Source organism: Blautia sp. An46 (genome assembly GCF_002161645.1).
Taxonomy (GTDB): domain Bacteria; phylum Bacillota; class Clostridia; order Lachnospirales; family Lachnospiraceae; genus Blautia; species Blautia ornithocaccae.
In genome coordinates this window covers 1-21,443 of sequence record NZ_NFIF01000006.1, presented here as the reverse complement: position 1 = coordinate 21,443, position 21,443 = coordinate 1, and the positions used below count along the sequence as shown (strand labels likewise).

At 44.4% G+C, this 21,443-nt stretch carries 19 protein-coding genes and 1 riboswitch; of the genes, 7 read left to right on the top strand and 12 right to left on the bottom strand.

Annotated features, from left to right (window positions below; all coding sequences use genetic code 11):
- Positions 1-149: 149 nt before the first annotated feature.
- The gene (locus B5G00_RS06315; protein ID WP_087270234.1) at positions 150-839 is read right to left on the bottom strand and encodes a response regulator transcription factor; all 690 of its coding nucleotides are present in this window, start codon (positions 837-839) and stop codon (positions 150-152) included.
- Positions 832-2,331 carry a sensor histidine kinase gene (locus B5G00_RS06310; RefSeq protein ID WP_087270232.1) on the bottom strand — a complete coding sequence of 500 codons (1,500 nt, stop codon included), beginning with the start codon at positions 2,329-2,331 and terminating at the stop codon, positions 832-834. Before B5G00_RS06310 ends, B5G00_RS06315 begins: the two co-directional genes overlap by 8 nt.
- Positions 2,332-2,534: 203 nt before the next feature.
- On the opposite strand from B5G00_RS06310, the gene B5G00_RS06305 reads away from it, so the two are divergent.
- Both B5G00_RS06305 and B5G00_RS06300 read left to right on the top strand, forming a co-directional pair.
- Positions 2,535-3,893: an ATP-binding protein gene (locus B5G00_RS06305; RefSeq protein WP_087270228.1), complete on the top strand. Its 1,359-nt coding sequence runs from the start codon at positions 2,535-2,537 to the stop codon at positions 3,891-3,893.
- Between the two features lie 117 nt (positions 3,894-4,010).
- Entirely contained in the window at positions 4,011-4,250 is a 240-nt protein-coding gene (locus B5G00_RS06300; RefSeq protein WP_087270226.1) for a helix-turn-helix domain-containing protein, read from the top strand.
- Positions 4,251-4,417: 167 nt separating this feature from the next.
- Here B5G00_RS06300 and metK read toward each other — a convergent pair whose 3' ends face one another.
- The 5 genes from metK to B5G00_RS06275 all read right to left on the bottom strand — a co-directional run bounded on the left by metK (position 4,418) and on the right by B5G00_RS06275 (position 10,198).
- Positions 4,418-5,611 carry a methionine adenosyltransferase gene (gene metK / locus B5G00_RS06295; RefSeq protein WP_087270223.1) on the bottom strand — a complete coding sequence of 398 codons (1,194 nt, stop codon included), beginning with the start codon at positions 5,609-5,611 and terminating at the stop codon, positions 4,418-4,420.
- Positions 5,612-5,716: 105 nt separating this feature from the next.
- Positions 5,717-5,816, bottom strand: a riboswitch (SAM riboswitch).
- A gap of 71 nt (positions 5,817-5,887) precedes the next feature.
- Positions 5,888-7,180, bottom strand: a complete 1,293-nt coding sequence (locus B5G00_RS06290) for a UDP-N-acetylglucosamine 1-carboxyvinyltransferase (RefSeq protein ID WP_087270220.1) — start codon at positions 7,178-7,180, stop codon at positions 5,888-5,890.
- A gap of 266 nt (positions 7,181-7,446) precedes the next feature.
- Positions 7,447-7,944, bottom strand: coding sequence for a shikimate kinase (locus tag B5G00_RS06285; RefSeq protein ID WP_087270217.1), 498 nt, complete (start codon positions 7,942-7,944; stop codon positions 7,447-7,449).
- Complete coding sequence (locus B5G00_RS06280; protein WP_087270214.1) at positions 7,941-8,525, bottom strand: flavin reductase family protein; 585 nt, start codon at positions 8,523-8,525, stop codon at positions 7,941-7,943. Before B5G00_RS06280 ends, B5G00_RS06285 begins: the two co-directional genes overlap by 4 nt.
- A 14-nt stretch (positions 8,526-8,539) precedes the next feature.
- Positions 8,540-10,198 carry a putative manganese-dependent inorganic diphosphatase gene (locus B5G00_RS06275; RefSeq protein WP_087270212.1) on the bottom strand — a complete coding sequence of 553 codons (1,659 nt, stop codon included), beginning with the start codon at positions 10,196-10,198 and terminating at the stop codon, positions 8,540-8,542.
- Positions 10,199-10,512: 314 nt separating this feature from the next.
- On the opposite strand from B5G00_RS06275, the gene B5G00_RS06270 reads away from it, so the two are divergent.
- The 3 genes from B5G00_RS06270 to B5G00_RS06260 all read left to right on the top strand — a co-directional run bounded on the left by B5G00_RS06270 (position 10,513) and on the right by B5G00_RS06260 (position 13,067).
- On the top strand, positions 10,513-11,220 hold the full coding sequence (locus B5G00_RS06270; protein ID WP_087270209.1) for a S1 RNA-binding domain-containing protein: 708 nt from the start codon (positions 10,513-10,515) through the stop codon (positions 11,218-11,220).
- Positions 11,221-11,234: 14 nt separating this feature from the next.
- Positions 11,235-12,293: a PTS transporter subunit IIC gene (locus B5G00_RS06265; RefSeq protein WP_242971299.1), complete on the top strand. Its 1,059-nt coding sequence runs from the start codon at positions 11,235-11,237 to the stop codon at positions 12,291-12,293.
- A 159-nt stretch (positions 12,294-12,452) separates the two neighbouring features.
- Positions 12,453-13,067, top strand: a complete 615-nt coding sequence (locus B5G00_RS06260; RefSeq protein WP_087270570.1) for a GTP pyrophosphokinase — start codon at positions 12,453-12,455, stop codon at positions 13,065-13,067.
- A 147-nt stretch (positions 13,068-13,214) separates the two neighbouring features.
- Here the strand turns inward: B5G00_RS06260 and B5G00_RS06255 are convergent, their stop codons facing one another.
- The 5 genes from B5G00_RS06255 to B5G00_RS06235 form a co-directional block, all read right to left on the bottom strand.
- Complete coding sequence (locus B5G00_RS06255; protein WP_087270206.1) at positions 13,215-14,339, bottom strand: uroporphyrinogen decarboxylase family protein; 1,125 nt, start codon at positions 14,337-14,339, stop codon at positions 13,215-13,217.
- Between the two features lie 74 nt (positions 14,340-14,413).
- A complete protein-coding gene (locus B5G00_RS06250; protein WP_242971298.1) occupies positions 14,414-15,259 on the bottom strand; it encodes an alpha-amylase family glycosyl hydrolase in 846 nt (281 codons plus the stop codon).
- Between the two features lie 16 nt (positions 15,260-15,275).
- Positions 15,276-15,515 (bottom strand): glycoside hydrolase family 113, encoded by a 240-nt coding sequence (locus tag B5G00_RS19595; RefSeq protein WP_140403117.1) that lies wholly within the window; start codon positions 15,513-15,515, stop codon positions 15,276-15,278.
- Complete coding sequence (locus B5G00_RS06240) at positions 15,505-16,863, bottom strand: GH1 family beta-glucosidase (protein ID WP_087270201.1); 1,359 nt, start codon at positions 16,861-16,863, stop codon at positions 15,505-15,507. Before B5G00_RS06240 ends, B5G00_RS19595 begins: the two co-directional genes overlap by 11 nt.
- Positions 16,864-17,006: 143 nt before the next feature.
- Positions 17,007-18,035 (bottom strand): LacI family DNA-binding transcriptional regulator, encoded by a 1,029-nt coding sequence (locus B5G00_RS06235; protein ID WP_087270197.1) that lies wholly within the window; start codon positions 18,033-18,035, stop codon positions 17,007-17,009.
- Positions 18,036-18,462: 427 nt separating this feature from the next.
- On the opposite strand from B5G00_RS06235, the gene B5G00_RS06230 reads away from it, so the two are divergent.
- Together B5G00_RS06230 and B5G00_RS06225 are read left to right on the top strand one after the other, a co-directional pair.
- Positions 18,463-20,457 carry a GH36-type glycosyl hydrolase domain-containing protein gene (locus tag B5G00_RS06230; RefSeq protein WP_087270194.1) on the top strand — a complete coding sequence of 665 codons (1,995 nt, stop codon included), beginning with the start codon at positions 18,463-18,465 and terminating at the stop codon, positions 20,455-20,457.
- Between the two features lie 35 nt (positions 20,458-20,492).
- On the top strand, positions 20,493-21,344 hold the full coding sequence (locus B5G00_RS06225) for a glycosyl hydrolase 2 galactose-binding domain-containing protein (protein WP_087270191.1): 852 nt from the start codon (positions 20,493-20,495) through the stop codon (positions 21,342-21,344).
- Positions 21,345-21,443: the final 99 nt, after the last annotated feature.

The window sequence follows — 21,443 nt, the reverse complement described above, 5'->3', positions numbered from 1 at the left end:
GGACTCGTTCCTGTAAGTCCCTGCGCCGGATTTGGGGCCGCAGCTAAAAAATCACGGCTCCTAATGTTCTTTCATTATACTATAAAAAGAAAAAGGGGCAAAGCCCAGGATTCACACTGAACTTTACCCTTTTTATTATCACCTGTTTCTCACACCTTAAAACGGTAGCCCACACCCCAGATTGTCTCGATATATTGGGGCTTGGCAGTGTTAAATTCAATTTTTTCTCTGATCTTCTTAATATGGACCGTAACGGTGGCAATATCTCCGATAGACTCCATATCCCAGATTTCTTTAAACAGCTCATCCTTGGTAAATACCCGGTTGGGATTCTGAGCCAGGAATGTGAGGAGGTCGAATTCCTTGGTAGTGAAATTTTTCTCTTCTCCGTTGACCCACACACGTCTTGCAGTCTTATCAATCTTCAGACCCCGGATTTCTATAATGTCATTCTCCTGGATGCCGGTTCCGATCAGTCTTTCATATCTGGCCAGATGAGCTTTTACTCTGGCCACCAGTTCACTGGGGCTGAAAGGTTTTGTCATGTAGTCATCTGCTCCCAGGCCCAGACCCCGGATCTTATCAATATCATCTTTCTTGGCAGATACCATGATGATCGGAGTGTTCTTCTGATTACGGATTTCCCGGCAGATTTCAAAGCCGTCTACCTCAGGAAGCATTAAGTCCAGGATAAACAGGTCAAAATCCTCTTCCAGAGCCCGTTTTAATCCCACATCGCCCCGATGTTCAATCTCCACTTCGAATCCGCTGAGCTCCAAATAGTCCTTTTCCAGATCCGCAATAGCTTCCTCATCCTCAATAATTAAAATCTTACTCATTTACTGGTACCTCCTGATATTTTCTAAGGACAAAATACATAACTGTCCCAATATTTTCTTTGCTGGTAGCCCAAACCTTTCCTCCGTGGTCTTCCATAATCTTTTTCACTATAGAAAGCCCTATGCCGCTTCCTCCCTGAGAAGAATTTCTGGATGCATCGGTACGGTAAAACCGGTCAAATATATTCGGCAGGTCTCTGGCTGCAATTCCCTTTCCATTATCCTCAAGCTCTACCTGAACAAAATCTCCTACATCCTTTACTCTCAGATTGATCCGCTTGGTTCTGCCTGGCGCCATATATTTCAGAGAATTGCTGACAATATTATTTACCACTCTTTTAATCTGCTCTGCATCTGCAATGACCATTACTTCCGGCTCTACATAGTTAGAGTAGGAAAAAGCCACGCCTTTGGCCTCCAGCTCCACGCTCAGATCTTCTGCACAGTCATCAAAAAAGTCTGTAACGGAAATTTTATTAAAGGTATAGGGAATCCTGTTGGTATCCATCTTGGAATAAAAGGTCAGTTCATTGATCAGGCGGTCCATGTCATTGGCTTTTGTATATATAGTCTTTATATACTTATCCTGCTTTTCCGGAGTGTTTGCCACTCCATCCATGATTCCTTCCACATAACCTTTTATGGCCGTTATCGGCGTTTTCAGGTCATGAGAAATATTGCTGATCAGCTCTTTATTTTCCTTGTCAAAGGCGACCTTTTCCTCTGCATTTTCCTTCAGCCTCTGACGCATATCTTCAAAGTCCTGACAGAGATCTGCAATCTCGCTGACTCCTTCCGTAGCTATGGAAAAATTCAGGTCCCCTGCTTTAATCTTCTGTGTAGCCATGCGCAGCTTATCCAGGGGAGTGATCACCCCTCTGTAAATCCACCAGGTTAGCCACAGGGCTGTAATGGCCAGAATGAGGATCACGGTAATGATCATAGTCTCGCCCAGCTGCTGGACCTGGGGAAGTGTCTCCAAAGCGTTAGAAACAATGTAGACATTTCCCTGTTCAATTTCATCTGTGGAAAAATTTATCTGCTTCACAAGAGACTGGACTTTATCTCCCAGATACATCCGGTCACTGATCCCTGCGTTATCTCCCTGATAGCTGTCATCCAGCTTTTCTATCAGGGCGCTGGGATAATCTTCGCAGCCATAATAAGTGACCCTGCCGTCCTCTCTTACTACCAGATAGGAATTACTTTCCGACAGCTCCTTATTCAGAGAATCCAGGTACTGAATGTCTGTAAAACGCTCTGGATCTGTATTGGCCGTCTCCTCTATGTTTTCCGCTGCTTTATTGGTAAGCCGTGCAATCATCTCCGCCGTATTAGCCAGCGTTTCATAAGTAGGATTCTCTATGCCATACTGTTTTTCAATAGCTCGGAACTGATAATGGCTGAAAAAGCAGAAAGCCAGCACTGTAAAGAGCAATGGCTCCAGCACAATAATAAAAAATGAAATGATAATCCTTGTTTTCAGTTTCATATATCAGCCTCTTTTACTGTTTCTCCTGATTCTTGTATTTTTTACATATGTGTTAATTATAGCATAATTTTTTTCTTTTTCCTCTAAATAATAAAGAACCAAATCTAAACTTTCTATAAAAATTCTTTGGAAATGTTTTGACTTTCTCGGGATTGGCCTCTAAAATGAAAACTAAACCTATGTACTACAAAAGAGGACGATTTATGTTTATAGATAAAGATCAATTGCTCAAAACTTTAAATAAGCTGTACCAGGAGCATAGTTCCTGCTGCATTTCTCTCTATTCCTATCCTGGTCAGGGGAAAAGCCGTCTGCTGGCAGAGTTTATGAAGGAAAAGACATGCCTGTATTTCAAAGCTTCCTGTGTTCCCTGGCAGGAAAATTTTTCCATGCTGAAAGAGCAGTGCAGCCGCAGCCTGGGTAAAAGTTTTTCTTCTTGTCAGAAAGCTTCTCAGCTTCTCAAAGCATTGAAAAAAGAGGCTTCCAAAGAACCCCTGACAGTTATCCTGGATGATTTCCAGTATCTCTCTGCTCAGAACCGAAGGTTTTTCAGTCAGCTTGCCGCCCTTGAGAAAGATTCTTCCGGATTATTTTTTATTTTATGTAAATCTTCTGCTCTCTGGGAGAAAGAATCACACAAAGATAGCCTCTGCCTTGGCCTCAGAAATTTTAATTTCTTTGAGACCCGGCAGCTCTATCCTCAGCTTTCTCCTAAGGACCAGCTTCTCCTGTACAGCATAACAGGAGGAAATCCCGGAATTCTGGAATATTTTTCCCAGGACCTCCCAGTCCAGGAAAGCCTGGAGCACCTGTACTTCCAGGAAAAAGGGATTTTGTACAGATGGGTTCCTCTTCTCCTTGGAAGATACTATGGAAATTCTCCATTCATCACAGGAATCCTGGCGGCCATAGGCGGCGCCCCCAGACATCTCCAGGAAATCTGTGATAAAACCGGGCTTACTCCCAGTGCTGCAGGCAGCCTTCTGGGTTCCCTGGAAAGTCACGGACTCACTGAGAAGCTTGTTCCTGTAACAGAGGATCTGTCCAGCAGACGGGCTCTATATCGGATTTCAAACAGTCCCTTCCGGTTCTGGTTTACTTTTGTCTATCCTTTTCAGGCAGAAATCGAAATGGGCAGAGGCAGGGAAGTCTTTCAAAAACAGGTTCTTCCCCATCTTTCTTCCTCCATGGAAAATGCCTTTGAGGATATCTGCAGGGAATTTCTCCGTCTGGAACAGAGCCGGGGACATGGCCCCTTCCCCATGGAGCATGTGGGAATGTGGTGGGGGCAGCATCCCACCAAGAAACGTACCGAATATATTTCCATTGCCGCTTCAGGAGAGAAGCAGATTCTTCTGGGGGCCTGTTTTCTTACTGAGGAATGGCTGGATGTTGACGCCTTATCCGTACTGCAAAAACAGGCAGGCCTTTTTCCTGAAAGAGAAAAATGGTACTATCTTTTTTCAACTTCAGATTTTGTGGCCGGATTTGAGGCAATATCAGGCAGTCATGTCCGCGCATTCAGTTTAGAGGAAATGTGCCGCATTATAGACAACTTATAATTTGCATTTCATAACTGTACATTAGCTTTTGTTGTATATTAGTTTGCATTTGCAAATATATAGTTTGTTTTTGCCAATTATTTCCAGTGCTATAGTGTAGCAAAAAGGAGATTGGCAATGACAGAAGATAAACGACTGAAACAGTTGAGAGAATTAGGATTGACTATTTCCTATTACCGGAAGCTGAAAGGCCTGACTCAGGGCCAGCTGGCTGCCCGGGTAGGTTTAAGCAGAACTCATATCAGCAATATAGAAGCGCCTAATATCAAGACGTCCATTTCTCTGGACAGTCTCCTGGATATTGCTGAAGTTCTTGGGATCCCGGTAAAAGATCTATTTGATTTCAAAGGTATCTAAAAAGGAGATGCCCCATTAACCGAAGTCGAAAATATTTATACATTTTATTGCTCAGTCTGCGCCGCTTTGAGCCTGTAGTCTCAAAGCTGCGCTCGGCAAATTCGCATAAAATGTATAAATATTTCTGATATGTGTTAACGGAGCATCTCCTTTTTATTTTTCAGTTTTTATTTTTCCAGATAAGCTTTCATAGCTTCTACTTTATCCAGTCTCTCCCATGGCAGGTCCAGATCGTTTCTTCCGAAATGTCCGTAAGCAGCTGTCTGTTTGTAGATAGGACGGCGCAGATCCAGCATCTTGATGATTCCTGCTGGTCTCAGGTCAAAGTTTTCACGGATGATCTCTACCAGACGGTTATCAGAAAGTTTTCCTGTACCGAAGGTATCCACCATAACAGAAGTGGGATGAGCAACGCCGATAGCATAGGACAGCTGGATTTCGCATTTCCTTGCCAGGCCTGCTGCTACCAGGTTCTTTGCAACATAGCGGGCTGCGTAAGCTGCGGAACGGTCTACCTTTGTGCAGTCTTTTCCGGAGAAAGCTCCGCCGCCGTGGCGGGCATATCCACCGTAAGTATCTACGATAATTTTACGTCCGGTGAGACCGCTGTCTCCGTGAGGGCCGCCAATAACAAAGCGTCCTGTAGGATTAATAAAGAACTTAGTTTTTTCATCTACCATCTCCTTTGGAAGAATAGGATCAAAAACATATTTCTTAATATCTTCATGAATCTGTTCCTGTGTCACTTCCGGATCATGCTGTGTAGAAAGGACCACTGCATCCAGACGCACGGGATGGTCATTTTCGTCATATTCTACTGTTACCTGAGTCTTTCCATCAGGTCTTAAATAGGTCAGAGTGCCGTCTTTCCGGACTTTTGTCAGCTGTCTTGCCAGCTTATGAGCCAGAGCAATGGGATAAGGCATATATTCTTCTGTCTCATCTGTAGCAAATCCAAACATCATCCCCTGATCTCCGGCACCAATGGCATCCAGCTCTTCTTCAGACATTTTATGCTCCTTGGCTTCCAGCGCCTTGTCCACGCCCAGGGCAATATCTGCAGACTGCTCGTCGATGGTAGTGATCACGCCGCAGGTATCTGCATCAAATCCGTATTTTGCTCTTGTGTAACCGATCTCTCGTACTGTATCCCGGACGATCTTAGGGATGTCCACATAGGCCTTGGTGGTGATTTCTCCCATGACCATAACCATTCCTGTGGTAGTAGCTGTCTCGCAGGCCACACGGCTCATAGGATCTTTTTCCATAAGAGCGTCTAAAATGGCGTCAGAAATGGCATCGCACATTTTATCTGGATGGCCTTCAGTAACAGATTCAGATGTAAATAATCTTTTTTCCATAATATTCCCCTTTCATTTGTCTTTCACCCATTCAGGTATTCGGATGTTTTTTCTGCATAGGAAAGGGCCCGCACAAGCGGACCCACATATGATACAATATGAATCCTCTTATTGTTCGATTAATTCGCTCAGGTTGGCACCTTCCGCAAAGCGGGGTTGCCGTGACTTCACAGTTCCTATGTAACTCCATCACTCTGAATAAGAGAAAAAATATCCTGTATTCAATTTTCGAATAATACATTAACGCTTTTTTCTTACTTCGTCAAGTACTATTTTCTAGCCAACACGAAATTGGAATTTCTTAATCTCTTTTTCGCTGGAAACTCTTTCAATCTCCGCGCCGAGACTTCTCAGTTTTTCCTCAAAACGTTCATATCCTCTCTGGATATATACAATATCATCTACTATGGTAATTCCTTCTGCCGCCAGACCTGCGATTACCAGAGCCGCCCCAGCCCGAAGATCGGGAGCGCTTACCTGGGCCCCTGTGAGTTTGGAAACACCATTGACAATTGCCGTATTTCCCTCAACCTTAATGTCTGCACCCATTCTGGCAAGCTCGTCCACATATTTAAAACGATTTTCAAAAATACTCTCTGTAATAATACTTGTCCCCTCTGCCAGCGTCAAAGCTACTGCAAACTGGGGCTGCATATCCGTAGGATATCCCGGATATGGCATAGTTTTTACATTGGTTCTCTTCAGACGTTTATTGGCAACTACCCGGACAGCATCGTCAAACTCTTCTACCTGACATCCGATTTCCTCAAGTTTGGCGGTAGTTGCCTCCAGATGCTTAGGTATAACGTTTTTCACCATTACATCTCCCATGGTAGCTGCTGCGGCACACATAAATGTGCCTGCCTCAATCTGATCTGGAATAATAGAATAACTGGTGCCGTGAAGTTTTTCCACTCCTCTGATACGGATCACGTCTGTACCAGCACCTTTAATATTAGCGCCCATGCTGTTCAAAAAGTTAGCAACATCTACTACATGGGGTTCCTTTGCCGCATTTTCAATAGTCGTATTGCCGTTTGCCATGGCTGCAGCCATCATAATATTGATCGTCGCGCCTACAGAAACCATGTCCAGGAAAATATGTTTTCCTTTCAGCTCTTCTGCCTTTGCAACTACAGCGCCATGAATAATATCCACAGATGCCCCTAAAGCCCGGAATCCTTTCAGATGCTGGTCAATAGGACGGCTGCCGATATTACATCCTCCCGGAAGAGGAACCTCTGCATTTTTATATTTTCCCAGAAGGGCTCCCAGCAGATAATAGGATGCCCGGATCTTTTTGATATATTCATACTCAACAGTAATATTGCCGATGGTAGCGCCTACAATCTTTACCTCTGTAGGACTGATGCGCTCTACTGTAGCTCCGATTTCTCTGATAGCCTCCAGCAGTACATTAATATCCCGCACATCCGGCAGATTCTCAATATGCACAACCTCGTCTGTCATGATCGCTGCCGCCAGAATAGCAAGGGCCGCATTTTTCGCACCACCTATTTCGACTTCTCCCACTAAAGGATTACCGCCTTTGATAATATACTGTTCCATATACACACCTCTTATTTTGGCTTATGCCGTCTATATTAAAACGCTTGTCCTAAAAACAAGCTCTTATACTCCAATTCCCCTTGTAATACAATCTACCCATAATTACTTATCTTATCGTGATGATACCACGGATTGCTTCGCATTTTGGACCCTTGGTATCATTTTATGACTTAACCATAATATTATAACAGATAAACGCTTTTGTAAATAAAAATTAACATTTTAACGTTCCGCTTTTCCTGTCAGTATCCAGCTTCTTTCTGTAATCAATTCAGGATTTCCAATATTTTCTGCAAAGTTCCCTCTGCATTTGTTTTTTTCTCATCAATAATGTAATCTGCGTATTTTTCATAAAGAGGAACCCTCTCCTCGTATAAATCTTTCAGTGTCTGTCCTTCTTTCAGGACCACACCTCTTCCTATAAGGTTTCCCAGTCTCCTCCGCAGTATTGGATAATCCAGCTGCAGATAGATGACCGTACCGATTTCTTTCAGATGCTCCATAGCCTCCTGGCAGTAAACCACGCTCCCCCCTGTGGCAATTACCGACTTTTCTGTTTCAATAGAAGCATTTACCCTGTTTTCAATTTTCAGGAATCCCTCCTGGCCTTCCCTGGCGATAATTTCTTTCAGCAATTTTTTTTCTGCCTTCTGTATCAGTAAGTCTGAATCAATAAAGGAATATCCCAGCACTTTGGCCAGAATCACTCCCACTGTGCTTTTTCCTGAGCCGGGCATACCTATCAGTACTATGTTATCTTTCATTTTTTCTGTTTTTTCTTTCTCCTTTTTTTAATGCTGTATCCAAAGGTTCCCAGCTGTTTTCCCAATCCATAATATTCCCCGTGGGAATATACAATAGGACGGGCTGCCGCCAGGTCAAACTTTCCTTTTTCGTCCATATAGTCTTTGTCCACATGGACAGCCAGTACATCTGCAGTAAAAACCCAATGGCTTCCGTAGTCTTTGCCTTCACGGACTCTGCACTCTATAGATACAGGTGACTCTTTTATCATAGGCGCTCCTACATGGGCTGCAGCCTCTCTGGTCAGTCCTGTCTCCAGAAATTTGTCCACATCTCTTCCCGATTTTACTCCGCAGTAGTCTGTGGCATAAGCCAGCTTTTCTGTGGTGAGATTTATGACAAATTCTCCCGTATCCCGGATCATCTTCCAGGTATGGCGCTCTGGTCTTATGGAAATAGATACCATGGGAGGATTGGTGCACACCGTACCGGCCCAGGCTACCGTAATAATGTTATCATGGCCCTCATCGTCTGCTGCCGTAACCATTACCACCGGCAGAGGGTAGAGCATGTTCCCAGGCTTCCATTCTATTTTGCTCATTCTGTCTTCTCCTCTCAGCTGTTATTCTGCTGCAGGGTTCCAATAAAGGCCGGAATCAGCTGTTTTTTCCTGGAAACCACTCCAGGAAGCAGATATCCTCCTTCCTTTTCCTGTACCTCAAAAGAGTCTTCTACCAGTTTTCCGCTGCCATCTCCATAACAGATAATTTCTGATGATTCTTCCAAAATATTTGTAAGCATAAAAAACACCATGGAAATGCCATTCTTTCCACATTCATGTTTCATCATAGGAAGAAGTCTCTTCTTCAGGTCTTTCAGCTCCTCTGCATTCATGGAACTTATCTGTCCCACTCCAAAGTTCACCTTATCCGAAGTGAAACGCTTGAAATCCTGATAAAAAATAACCTCTATGGTCTTTCCTTTCAGATTGCTGCCTGCAGTAAACATTTCCTTTGCAAACTCTTCTATGTTAATTCCTGCAATTAAGGCCAGGGCCCCTGCCGCCATCTTGTCTGATAATGTGCAGGTAGGAGAACGGAACATCAGCGTATCTGAAATGATCGCTGCGCAGAGAAGTCCCGCGATCTTGGGATCAATTTCCAAAGCTTTTTCCGCATACATTTGATAGAGTATGGTTGCCGTACACCCTACAGGCTGGTTGCGGAACACGATGGGCTGAAGTGTCTCCAGAGAGCCCAGTCTGTGATGGTCTATGATCTCCAGAATTTCCGCAGAATCAATATTGTCCACCGCCTGGGTCTTTTCATTATGGTCTACCAGTATCAGCTGTTTCTTCTTCATTCCAAGAAGATTTCTCCTGGACACCGTACCAATATACTTTCCATGTTTATTTACTACAGGGAAAGCTCTGTGGCGGTTCTTAACCATGATATCTTTTATGTTATCTGTATAGTCATCTGTCTGGAAAGTAATCAGATTATCCTTTTTCATAATGTGCTTTACAGGAATACTCTGATTGATCAGTCTTGCCACACTGAAAGTATCCAGAGCAGACTGTATGATCACGCACTGATTCTTCTCTGCCGCCTCCCGGATATCCTGAGTCACTTCCGTATGATTGCAGACAATGATACAGCTTACATTCTGCTCTATGGCGCAGAGATGGTCCTCATGCCGGTCTCCAAGTATTACCAGATCATCTTCCTCCAGAAATTCCCCCAGTTTATCCGGATGAGCGGCACCGATGACTACCTTTCCTCTGACAAAATATCCATGAGGATTTCCCGTAACAACTGTTCCCTCCACCGTATTGGCTATACTCCTGAACTGGGTTCTGGCATTAGACAGGAAATAATTATCATGGGCATCCATGTAGGATTTTGCTATATCACCAGTAGTGATCAGTCCCTCCAGCTTCCCGTCTTCCTTAGTAATAGGCAAAGTAACTGCGCTGGTCTGCTTCATGATGGCCCAGGCATCCTTTATGGAAATTCCGCTGTCCACTCCCGGAGTCTCCCGGATCTCCATATCCTTCACCTGAGTTCCCACATCAGACAGATACCCCGGCGCTTCCACGCCAAACCTTTTCAGCACATACTCTGTCTCCTCATTTATCTGGCCCGCTCTCTTGGCTGCATACTTATTTCCCTTATTCAAACGGTTCTTCAGATCCGCATAAGCGATAGCAGAACAAATAGAATCCGTATCCGGATTCTTATGTCCGATAATATATATTTTTCTCTGCTTTGCCATTCCTAAATTCCTTTCCGACCATAGATTTTCACTTCTTTTTTTATACTATCACACTTCTAATTTCCTGGCAATTATGTTATGATACTAGGGGCGAAAGCTCAGGCATTTCATGCTTGCATGAATATGCCTGAATTTGAGCCCCGTCAAAACATGAGCATGGAAACCGGCAGGTTGGAATGCGAATGTTTTTCTGAATTGCGGGAGCCTGCAGGGCGGAGCAATTCAGGGGGGATATCATTTCCCAGGCTCAGGCATTTCATGCTTGCATGAATATGCCTGAATTTATAAAGCAGTAATTTAAGGAGGAGCAACATATGTCAGAAGAAACTAAGAAACAGGAAACCATGGATGATTATATGAATGAGATCAATGCATCTTTTTCTAATTTCCGGGATGATGATATGCTGATCTGGGACAAGCTGGCCCAGATGCAGGAAGATAAAACTGATTTTGAAGTTACCGTAGAAGGTATCGTAAAGGGCGGAGTTATTGCCTATGTAGAAGGAATCCGGGCTTTTATCCCCGTATCCCAGCTCGCCCTTCATTATGTAGAAAATCCAGAAGATTACTTAAAGAAGACTCTCACTGTAAGAGTAACAGAAGTAGATGAGCAGGAAAACCGTCTTATCCTCTCTGCAAAAGAAGTTCTGAGGGATAAAGCTCAGGCAGAAAAGCTTGAGAAAATCCAGAACATTAAGGTTGGAACCATTGTAGAAGGTACGGTAGAGTCCCTTCAGACTTACGGAGCTTTTATTGACCTGGGCAACGGCATTTCCGGACTGGTACATATCTCTCAAATATCAGAAAAACGGATCAAATCTCCCAAAGCTGTTCTGTCTGTAGGAGACCCTGTGAAAGCAAAAGTAATTAAAAACGAAGATGGAAAAATCAGCCTGAGCATGAAAGCTTTAGCTGAACCTCAGGAAGAAAAAACAGAAGAGCCTGATTTTGAGCTGCCAAAGAGCGAAGAAATCTCCACCTCCTTAGGTTCTCTTCTGAAAAACCTGAAGATCAACGGCTGACAGGAGGCCACGCTGTGAAAAAAATTTTAAACCGAATTTTCATTGAAGGACTCAGCGGCATGGCCTACGGCCTTTTTGCCACTTTGATCATTGGCACCATTATACAGCAGATCGGCAATCTCATCGGAGGAAACTGGGGAACTCTTATCTACCAGTTCGGAAAATTTGCCGCTGCTATGACCGGTGCCGGAATTGGCGCAGGAGTGGCCTGCCGCTTTAAAGAAGGCCCCCTGGTTGTTCTCTCTGCCATTACTGCAGGTATGGTAGGGGCCTTCGCCGGAAATATTTCTTCCGGAGCAGTTTTTACGGAAGAGGGGGCACTTCTTCTTTCCGGCCCAGGAGAACCTCTTGGAGCCTTTATTGCTGCCTATGTCGCCATTGAACTTTCCAGGCTTATAGCTGGAAAAACAAAACTGGATATTATCCTGGCTCCCCTGGCAGGTATATTGGGGGGTGCTTTCGTTGGAATATTAGTAGGTCCTCCTATCAGCCGGCTGATGACTCAGCTGGGAGCCATGATCAACTGGGGAACAGAGCAGCAGCCTTTCCTTATGGGGATCGTTGTATCCGTGCTTATGGGAATGATCCTGACTCTGCCCATCAGCTCTGCCGCCCTGGGAGTTATTCTGAATCTCTCCGGTCTGGCTGCCGGAGCCGCTACTATCGGCTGCTGCTGCAACATGGTAGGCTTTGCTGTTGCAAGCTACAGAGAAAACGGCCTTTCCGGACTGCTGGCTCAGGGAATCGGCACTTCTATGCTGCAGGTTCCTAATATCATGCGTCATCCGCTGATCTGGCTTCCTGCAATTATTTCCAGTGGGATCCTGGGCCCTGTAGGCACCATGCTGGCAGGAATGACCAACAATGCCACCGGTTCCGGAATGGGTACTGCCGGTTTTGTGGGCCAGATTATGACATGGCAGACCATGACTGTATCAGAAGATCCTGTAATTGTACTGATAAAAATCGTCCTTCTCCATTTTGTCCTGCCTGGTCTCCTTTCTCTCATTATTTCTGAAAAAATGCGAAAAATGGGACTGATAAAGCCAGACCATATGAAGTTGGACATGTGACAAACACTTCCATTAAATGTTTATAGTTTTGACTCTTCGCCGCTTTTCTGCTATACTTGATAAAAGCGGCGACTTTTTTTGTCTGAAGGAGGTGAAACAGGATTGGATAACTTCTCAACGCTGAAATTTTATGAGGATGTAGACAGCTGGGAAACTCTTATGTTCCTTTATAATGCCGCCTTAAAGGAGATCAACACCAAGATTGAAATACTTAATGATGAATTCCAGCATGTTCACCATTACACTCCTATAGAACATATTAAATCCAGGATCAAGACACCGGAAAGCATTGTTAAAAAGCTGAAAAAGAATGGATACGAAGTCAACGTAAAAAACATGGTAAAACATGTCCGGGACATTGCCGGAGTCCGTATAATCTGTTCTTTTACTTCGGACATTTATCTGATTGCAGATATGCTCACCAAGCAGGGGGATCTGAAGATCATTTCTCTGAAAGATTATATAAAGCATCCCAAGGACAGTGGCTACCAGAGCTATCATATGCTGGTATCTGTTCCCATTTATCTTTCCGGAGGATTTGTAGATACTATGGTAGAAATTCAGATCCGGACAGTAGCACAGGACTTCTGGGCCAGCCTGGAACATAAAATTTATTACAAATTTGAGGGCCATGCACCTGATTACATCAGTCGGGAACTCCAGGAATGTTCAAAGATCGTGGAAAAACTGGATGCCAGGATGCTCTCTTTAAATAAGACAATTCAGGAATTCAACGCAAAGACATCTGGGGATGCGCTTCCCTCTGATGCCTGAATTTTAAAAAAGGGCTATCGGTCAATGCCGATTTTGTCTCTCTGATGAATAAGGAAGAGACTATTCCATAAAACTTTGAATCTCTATGGAATAGTCTCTTCCTCTCTGTACACTTTATTTTGGATACAAAGCCCCTTTGTCTGGAGTTTATTCCGAAAACGCAGCATATCTACCATATTTTTCGGCTAAAGGTACAAGCAGCTTTAAAATCTCAGGCTTCACATTAGGCGCTACCGAACATGCAGAGCTTAAGATATATCCGCCTCCGCACATACCGTCTCTGATCAAATCCCGCACATATTCCTCCAGACTCTCCGGCGTTGCCTGAAGCAGTACGTTGACAGAGTCCATATTTCCCTTTAAAAAGAGTTTGTCCCCCACTCGTGCCTTGGCATCTTTTAATTCTGTATTGCCAAGAGGCGGCGGATCCATGCACTCAATTCCATCAATGCCGCTTGAAGCCATTAGTTCCAGCCGATCACTGATAAATCCGCAAGTATGGGTATATACCGGGATTTGCGGAGCATATGTATGAATCTGGCGCACTACTTCTCTCTCAAAGGGAACCACAAAACGTTTGTAAAACTGTGGAGAGATAAAACTCCCTCCTGCAAAAGGGGAAGATATCTTCATGGTATCCACGCCCACATCAATTTGTGCCTTTGCAAAAGCCACACACTGATTCACATAACGTTCTAGAATAGATTCACACTTTTCCCCGTCCGTAATCATAGCCATCAGAGCGTTTTCCAGGCCCAGAAGCACACATAAACAGTCAAAAGGAGAGACAATCTCCCCGTGTACTGAAAAGCTCTCCCGCTTTCCTTCCGCTACTGCCAGCTTGTGAAGCTCCATAGCATCGGAATAGTCAAGCCGCAAAGGTATATTATCTGGCTCAATATCCTCGATGTCCATAAGTTTCTCTTCCTTGCCAGGATCATGGATAAGCGTAAGTTGGTCGTTTCGGTTCTCATACACACGTCCATCCGGAAGGATATAACGTTCCCCATTCACAGTATTCTCTGCCTTCGTCTGTTCATAAATTTCACGCCAGTTGTCCTCGAAACATACATTTAAAAGAATACCATCAAAATCTAAATCTTTACGTGTCTTAAAAAAGGCCCTGGCTGCACTCTCTGCATTGAAATACATATCGAAGGGTGCTTCACCGCCGTTTTTTGCCATATATCCCTGACTCAGCTGGCACATAACCGGCACACGATCAGGCTCCTTGTGGGCCATCGCCAAATGAATTCTCTCATAGTGTGTCATTTTTAGATTACTCCTTTCATAGCAGCATTGACACAGCTTTCTATATGGCTTCAAATAAAGTTCCCGAACAATCCCTATAAGGCTAACCAAACAATGGCCTCATAAGGCTCCAGCTCTCTATTCTTCAGTTCCTTTTCTCCAGGATAATTCGTAATGAGCAGTTCTGTTTTCTTCCCCTTCCATTCCTCCGGCATCGTAAACTTTGCCCTCTCTTCAGAAAAATTCAGAACAACCAGCATCTGTTTTTCTTCGAAATTTCTTTCATATATATAAAGCTGCTCGTTTTCCGGTTCGTATTCTTGAAAGTCTCCATATATAGCAACTTCGTTTTCTTTTCTCATTTTTATAAGGCGCTGCATATAATGCAAAATAGAGTCCTTATCTGTCAAAGCCTCTTTCACATTTATTTCTTTATAATTAGGGTTTACCTTCAGCCAAGGAGTTCCGGTGGTAAATCCTGCATTTTCAGTATCATCCCACTGCATAGGTGTTCTTGCATTATCTCTGGCCCTGTAGCGTATGCCATCCAGCAATTTGTCAGGATCAGCGTTTCCGTTTATAACGCGCTCTCTCCAGCAGTTATGGATTTCCACATCATCGTAGTCCTCAATGGAGTCAAAGGCAACATTGGTCATTCCAATCTCTTCGCCCTGATAAATGTAAGGAGTCCCCTGCATGGTCATAAGCATAGTATAGAGCATTTTCTGGCTTTCCTTGCGGTATTTGCCATCATTTCCTCTTCTTGAAACGGTTCTTGGCTGGTCATGATTTGTCCAATACAGACTATTCCAGGCTTTCCCATTCATCTGAGTCTGCCATTTACTTAAAACTGCTTTCAGTTCTGGCAGAGGAACCTTCCGATATGCCCAGCGCTCGCCATCCAGAGTATCCAGATTATCATGTTCAAACTGAAAGACCATATTTAACTCATGCCCATCATTCCCTGCATATTTCAGAGCCTCTTCTCTGACTGACCCATGGTCTCTTTTCTATGGTGCAGAAAGCTTTTTCATACCATTTCCTCTGCTCTTCAAGAGCAGTCTCTCCTTCTACCTCCCAGTCATCTGCCGGATAATAGCCGCTGGAGCAAATTACATCCACACAGTCCCACCGCTTTACATTATGTTCCTGATGCTTATCTATAATGTGATTCCCATGATGTAATTCATAATTCACTGCCATTCGTCCGAATTACGTCTCTATACCAGTATGCTGAATCCTTCAGTATACGTTCCTGGGTGTCAAAGTCCACGTAGACGAGACCGAACCGTTCTGCATATCCTTTCTCCCACTCAAAATTATCCATAAGTGACCACTGAAAATACCCTTTCAGATCAATCTCTTTCGCCGCTCTTTTCAGCTGTCCCAGATATCGTGCCAAAAAGTCAATCCTGTTTGGGTCATGGACCTTTCCATCCAGGGATATTGTGTCATGGCACGCCATGCCGTTCTCGGTGATATAAATAGGCTTTTGATATCTCTCATACAGAAATTTCGGACCCCAGTACAGGCACTCAGGGGTCACCGGCCAGTTGGCTGCTGTCTTAGCATATCCGGGTATGCGGTCCACTTCCTCCGGTTTTCCATCTGCTCCCATACGAAACGCTCTTCCATTGTAGATGTTCTGCCCATACATATCAATAGGCTCGGAGATAAGCCTCATATCCTCCTCTGTAATCTTGGGCAGATATTTCTCATATCTGATCAGGCCCTCTTCCGGATAATGACCCAGAAGAACAGGATCTGACCACCATGCCACATTCCATGTCCAGTTCGAATCCTCCTCAGGCATGGAGAAATACTTTTGCCTGGCCGCTTCAATATCCTCCGGGCGGTCTGAAGCCGGATAAATAATTCCGCTGGTAGGCGCATAACCGATTATCAGCGGCTGCTTTGCATACTGCCTCAGCATCTGTACAGCCCTTCCATGGGCACGGAGAGCATTATGAGCCATCTCAAAGGTATCCCGCATGGAGCACTTAAGCCCCGGTGCATGTACCCCTGACAGAAATCCCAGCCCTACGAAGCACTGCGGCTCATTCAGCGTAAAGAAATGGGTCACTCTGTCACTGAAACACTCTGCTATGAGACGTGCATATTCTCCAAACCACTCTGCAATATCCCGGTTCATCCAGCCGCCTTTTTTATACAGTTCATATGGCAGTTCCCAGTGATACAGTGTTATATAGGGCTCAATCCTGTTTTCTAAAAGAGTGTCGATTAGATTGCTGTAAAACTGTACCCCTTCTTCATTTACTCTCCCTGTTCCTTCCGGCAGAACCCGAGACCAATCTATGGAAAACCGGTATGCTTTCAGTCCCATCTCTTTCATGATTCCCACATCTTCCTGAAAGCGGTGATAATGGTCACAGGCAATATCTCCCGTATGCCCGCAGTAGACCTTACCCGGCTCTTTTGTATACACATCCCAGATATGAAGCCCCTTTCCGGTACTATCGACGCCGCCCTCAATCTGATAGGCGCTGGTAGCAGCGCCCCATATAAAATCTTTAGAAAATCCCATATACAAATTGCTTATACTTGATAAATTTATCTATAATTTTTGTCTTACTACATATCACTTTGGCAAAAACTACTCTGCCATTCCTTCCACAGCTTTTGTCAAATCATCCAGTTTCTTCTGTGCATCTGCATTGTCTGTTCCCTTCACGCTTTTTTCACAACGCCTACGCTTTCTCCCGGCTCTACCATACTATCCACGGTAACCGTTTCTCCATCTATCCCTATGCCGGGAAATTCAATTCTGTTGATCAGCTTATTTCCCGCCTGGATCCCTATAGAAACCGTATCCTGGCGGATAGTGGTAAGCCTTGGTCTTACAATTCCCGCAATACTGATCCCGTCATAACCGGCAATAGAAATATCTTCAGGAACCCTGACTCCCATCTCCTGCATCACGCCCAGCCCGCTGATGGCCGCCAGGTCATCGGGATAAAGGATACAGGTGGGACGATCTGGCAGGGCCAGCACTGCCTTGGTCAGAGCATTGGCCCTCTCCACATCTCTGTAAGGACAGGTATACACATATTCTTTCGGAACCTGAAGATGATGCTCATTCATAAAATCCAGATACGCAGATAACCGTCCTCTTGTCACTTCGCTGTTTTTCCCATGAATATATGCGATTTTCCGATGTCCTCTGTCAAAGACAAACTGCATCAGTCTGCGCATATCTCCATATTGATTAGACGCAATATTCACATGTTTCTTTAACGTATGGTCAATGACCACCACAGGTATATTGGATGAAAGAAGCTCATCCAGCTCCTTCTGATGAAAGTCTGCGCAGACCACAAGCACCCCGTCATACTTCATATATTGACATTGTTTCATATAGGAAAACCGGCTGGGTGAATTGCTGGTATTTAAAAAAGTGATCACATATCCTCTTTCTTCCACCGTATCCTTAAAACTGTTCAGTATCTTGGCGAAATGCTCATGGGTCAAACCCTGTCCTGCTTCTTCTGCAAGGATCACGCCAATATTTCTGGTATACTGATTTTTCAGGGCAGAAGCCATATAATTGGGGACATAATTCATTTCTCTGGCAACCCTGCGGATTTCTTCTTTCTTTGCGCTGCTTACATCAGCCCTGTCATTCATTGCCTTACTGACTGTGGAAACAGAAACATTACAAGCTTTTGCAATATCTTTCAGTGATACGCTCTCTCCCATATATCTGTCTCCACCTCCTTATTCACTGACAACTTCTCCACTTTTACTAAATCGTTTTCCTGCATCCGATTTTAGATATCCTCCTTAATTTTCGCAATGGCATTTCGTAAATTCAAGTTTTTTCATACAGTTAAACAATAATATAACATTTTTATCATGTATATGTTACTGTTTTCTGGTATTTTTTTCAAAAACCTTGCTTATTTTTCTCTTCTTTTACGAAAATATTTCGCAATTCTATTGTTTCACTGGGATAAATTTTATTCATTTTTCTTTCTTTTCCTTGTATTTCCCTGTTCTTTTTGTTATAATCGTCTTGCAGTTGAATGACTGATAATTTTTATACATAGTGACTGATTATTTTCTGCCATTATTTCTAAATCGTTTTCGAAATTTATTTGATAAGATAATCAGGAGGATTTTCACTATGAAATATGGATTTTTTGATGACGCTTCTATGGAATATGTGATTGAGCGCCCGGATACTCCCCTGCCGTGGATCAACTATCTGGGAACCAATGGCTTTTTCCGTCTTATTTCCAATACCGGCGGCGGCTACTGCTTCTATAAGGATGCAAAACTTCTGCGTATCACCCGTTATCGGTACAACAATGTTCCCTATGATAACAATGGCCATTATTTTTATATTAAAGAGGGAGATTCTGTCTGGAATCCTAGCTGGCAGCCTGTAAAGACTCCCCTGGACTTTTACCAGTGCCGTCACGGCCTTGGCTACAGCCGCTTCACTGGCGAGAAAAACGGACTTGAAGCCCAGGTGCTGTGCTTTGTTCCCACAGAGGATCCCTGCCAGATCCAGAAGGTTACCCTGACCAACCGTTCTTCTGAAAAGAAAAATTTCCAGCTTTTCTCCTATGTAGAATGGTGTCTCTGGAATGCAGACGATGACTCCAGAAACTTCCAGCGAAACTTAAGCACCGGAGAAGTAGAAATCGAAGGTTCTGCCATCTACCATAAAACAGAATACAGAGAACGCCGGAATCACTATGCTTTCTACAGTGTCAATGCTCCTGTAAGCCATTTCGACACCAGCAGAGATGCATTCCTGGGCGTTTACCAGGGACCGGAAGCTCCCAAAGCCGTTCTGGCAGGAGCACTGACAGATTCTGTAGCCAGCGGCTGGTATCCCATCGCCGCCCATCAGCTGGACCTTTGTCTGGAACCGGGAGAAAGGAAAACCTTCATTTTTGTTCTAGGCTACGCAGAAAATCCTCAGGAAGAAAAATGGGAAGCTACAAATGTTGTAAATAAAGCCAAAGCCAGAAAGCTTCTGGAAAAATATGGAGACGAAAAGACTGTAGATCAGGCCTTTGAAGAACTGTGCCGTTATTGGAAAGAACTCTTATCCAATTTCCAGGCAGCATCTTCTGATGATAAAGTAAACCGCATGGTGAATATCTGGAACCAGTATCAATGTATGGTAACCTTTAATATGTCCCGGTCTGCTTCTTATTATGAATCAGGTATCGGCAGAGGCATGGGATTCCGTGATTCCTGTCAGGACCTTCTGGGATTCCTCCATCTTATTCCAGAACGGGCAAGAGACCGTATCATTGACATTGCTTCCACACAGTTTCCAGACGGCAGCGCTTACCACCAGTATCAGCCCCTGACCAAAAAGGGAAATTCCGATATCGGAAGCGGATTCAACGACGATCCTCTGTGGCTTATCGCTGCAGTAAACGCCTATATCCGTGAAACCGGAGATCTTTCGATTCTGGAAGAACAGGTGCCTTTTGACAACGATATGTCCACAGCAGTTCCCCTTATGGAACACCTGAAACGTTCCTTTGATTTTATCGCTGCCCATAAAGGACCTCACGGCCTTCCTCTTATCGGAAGAGCCGACTGGAACGACTGTCTGAACCTGGGAGAAATTTCCTCCTATCCGCCGGGATATAAGGAAAACGGAGGTATTTTCTGCCATAACAATCCATGGGTTTCCATTTCAGAAGCCATTGTAGGCAGAGGAGAAAGAGCCTTTGAAGTCTACCAGAAGATCTGCCCGGCCTTCTTAGAAGAAATCAGTGAAGTTCATCGTACAGAGCCTTACGTATACTCTCAGATGGTGGCAGGCAAGGATGCTCCTAATTTCGGAGAAGCCAAGAACAGCTGGCTTACCGGTACGGCAGCCTGGACCTTTGTAAATATCTCCCAGTATATCCTGGGAATTCAGCCCACTCTTCAGGGACTGAAAATAGATCCTTGTATTCCAGGTGATTTCGGGGATTTCACCGTAACCAGAAAATACAGAGGCGTAACCTATCACATCCAGGTATCAAATCCTGACCATGTGGAAAAAGGCGTGGCTTCCATGACCGTAGACGGTACTGCGGTAAAGGGTAATCTGATTCCCTTCTCTAAAGAAAAAGATCAGGTAGAAGTAAAAGTAATCATGGGATAATCTATAAAGCTTTATATATCAGGAGGTAAAAGAACATGATCAAGCAAATTCTGGATACAGGCTGGCGCCTCAGGAGAGCAGACTCTCAAGAATCTTTCCCTACATCCATTCCTACCAGTGTCTATACTGTTCTGGCCGAAAATAATAAAATCCCGGAACCTTACTGGAAGGGAAACGAAGATCTTGTCCGAGACGAGATCAATCATGACTTTATTTACAGCTGTACTTTCGATGCTGCTCCCGGACTTCTGGACCAGGAGCAGGCCCTCCTCCGCTTTGAGGGCATCGATACCATGGCTGATATTTACTTAAACGGCATTTTGCTGGGTCATGCTTTCAATATGCACCGGACCTGGGAATTCCCTGTAGTCGGCATCTTAAAATCTGAAGGGAATATCCTGGAAGCAGTGCTCCACTCCCCCCTTGAGGCCGCCGCAAAGGCCTTTGCAGAATGTCCTACCCGAGGCAGCGAAGACGCCTGGGAAGGATTCAGCCATATCCGAAAAGCCCATTATATGTATGGCTGGGATTGGGGCGCTCATCTCCCTGATGCAGGAATTTTCCGCAGCGTCGCCCTGCTGGGGATTTCCAAAGCCCGGATTGACTCTGTATACGTAACCCAGGAGCACAAAGACGGAAAAGTGACTCTTCATTTTGTGCCTTCTTTTTACAGCGCCAGAGAGTGGAAAAAGGAGCAGGCCTTCCAAGAGCTGTGCGGCACAGAAGAAGGGGCCTTCTATGGTTATCAGGTAACTGTAACTGCCCCTGACGGAGCTTCCTTTACTCTGGAAAACAACCCGGAGTCTGCCCTGATTTCGGAGCCGGAACTCTGGTGGCCCAACGGCCTGGGAGACCAGCCCCTGTACCCAGGACAAACGCATGAGTAAATAAATTGTGAACAAATCTCCTTTTATGTGATATGCTGAAAATAAAAAGGAGATTTGTGCTGTGGAAGAATTGTTGGAGTGGATGGATTATATCGAAGA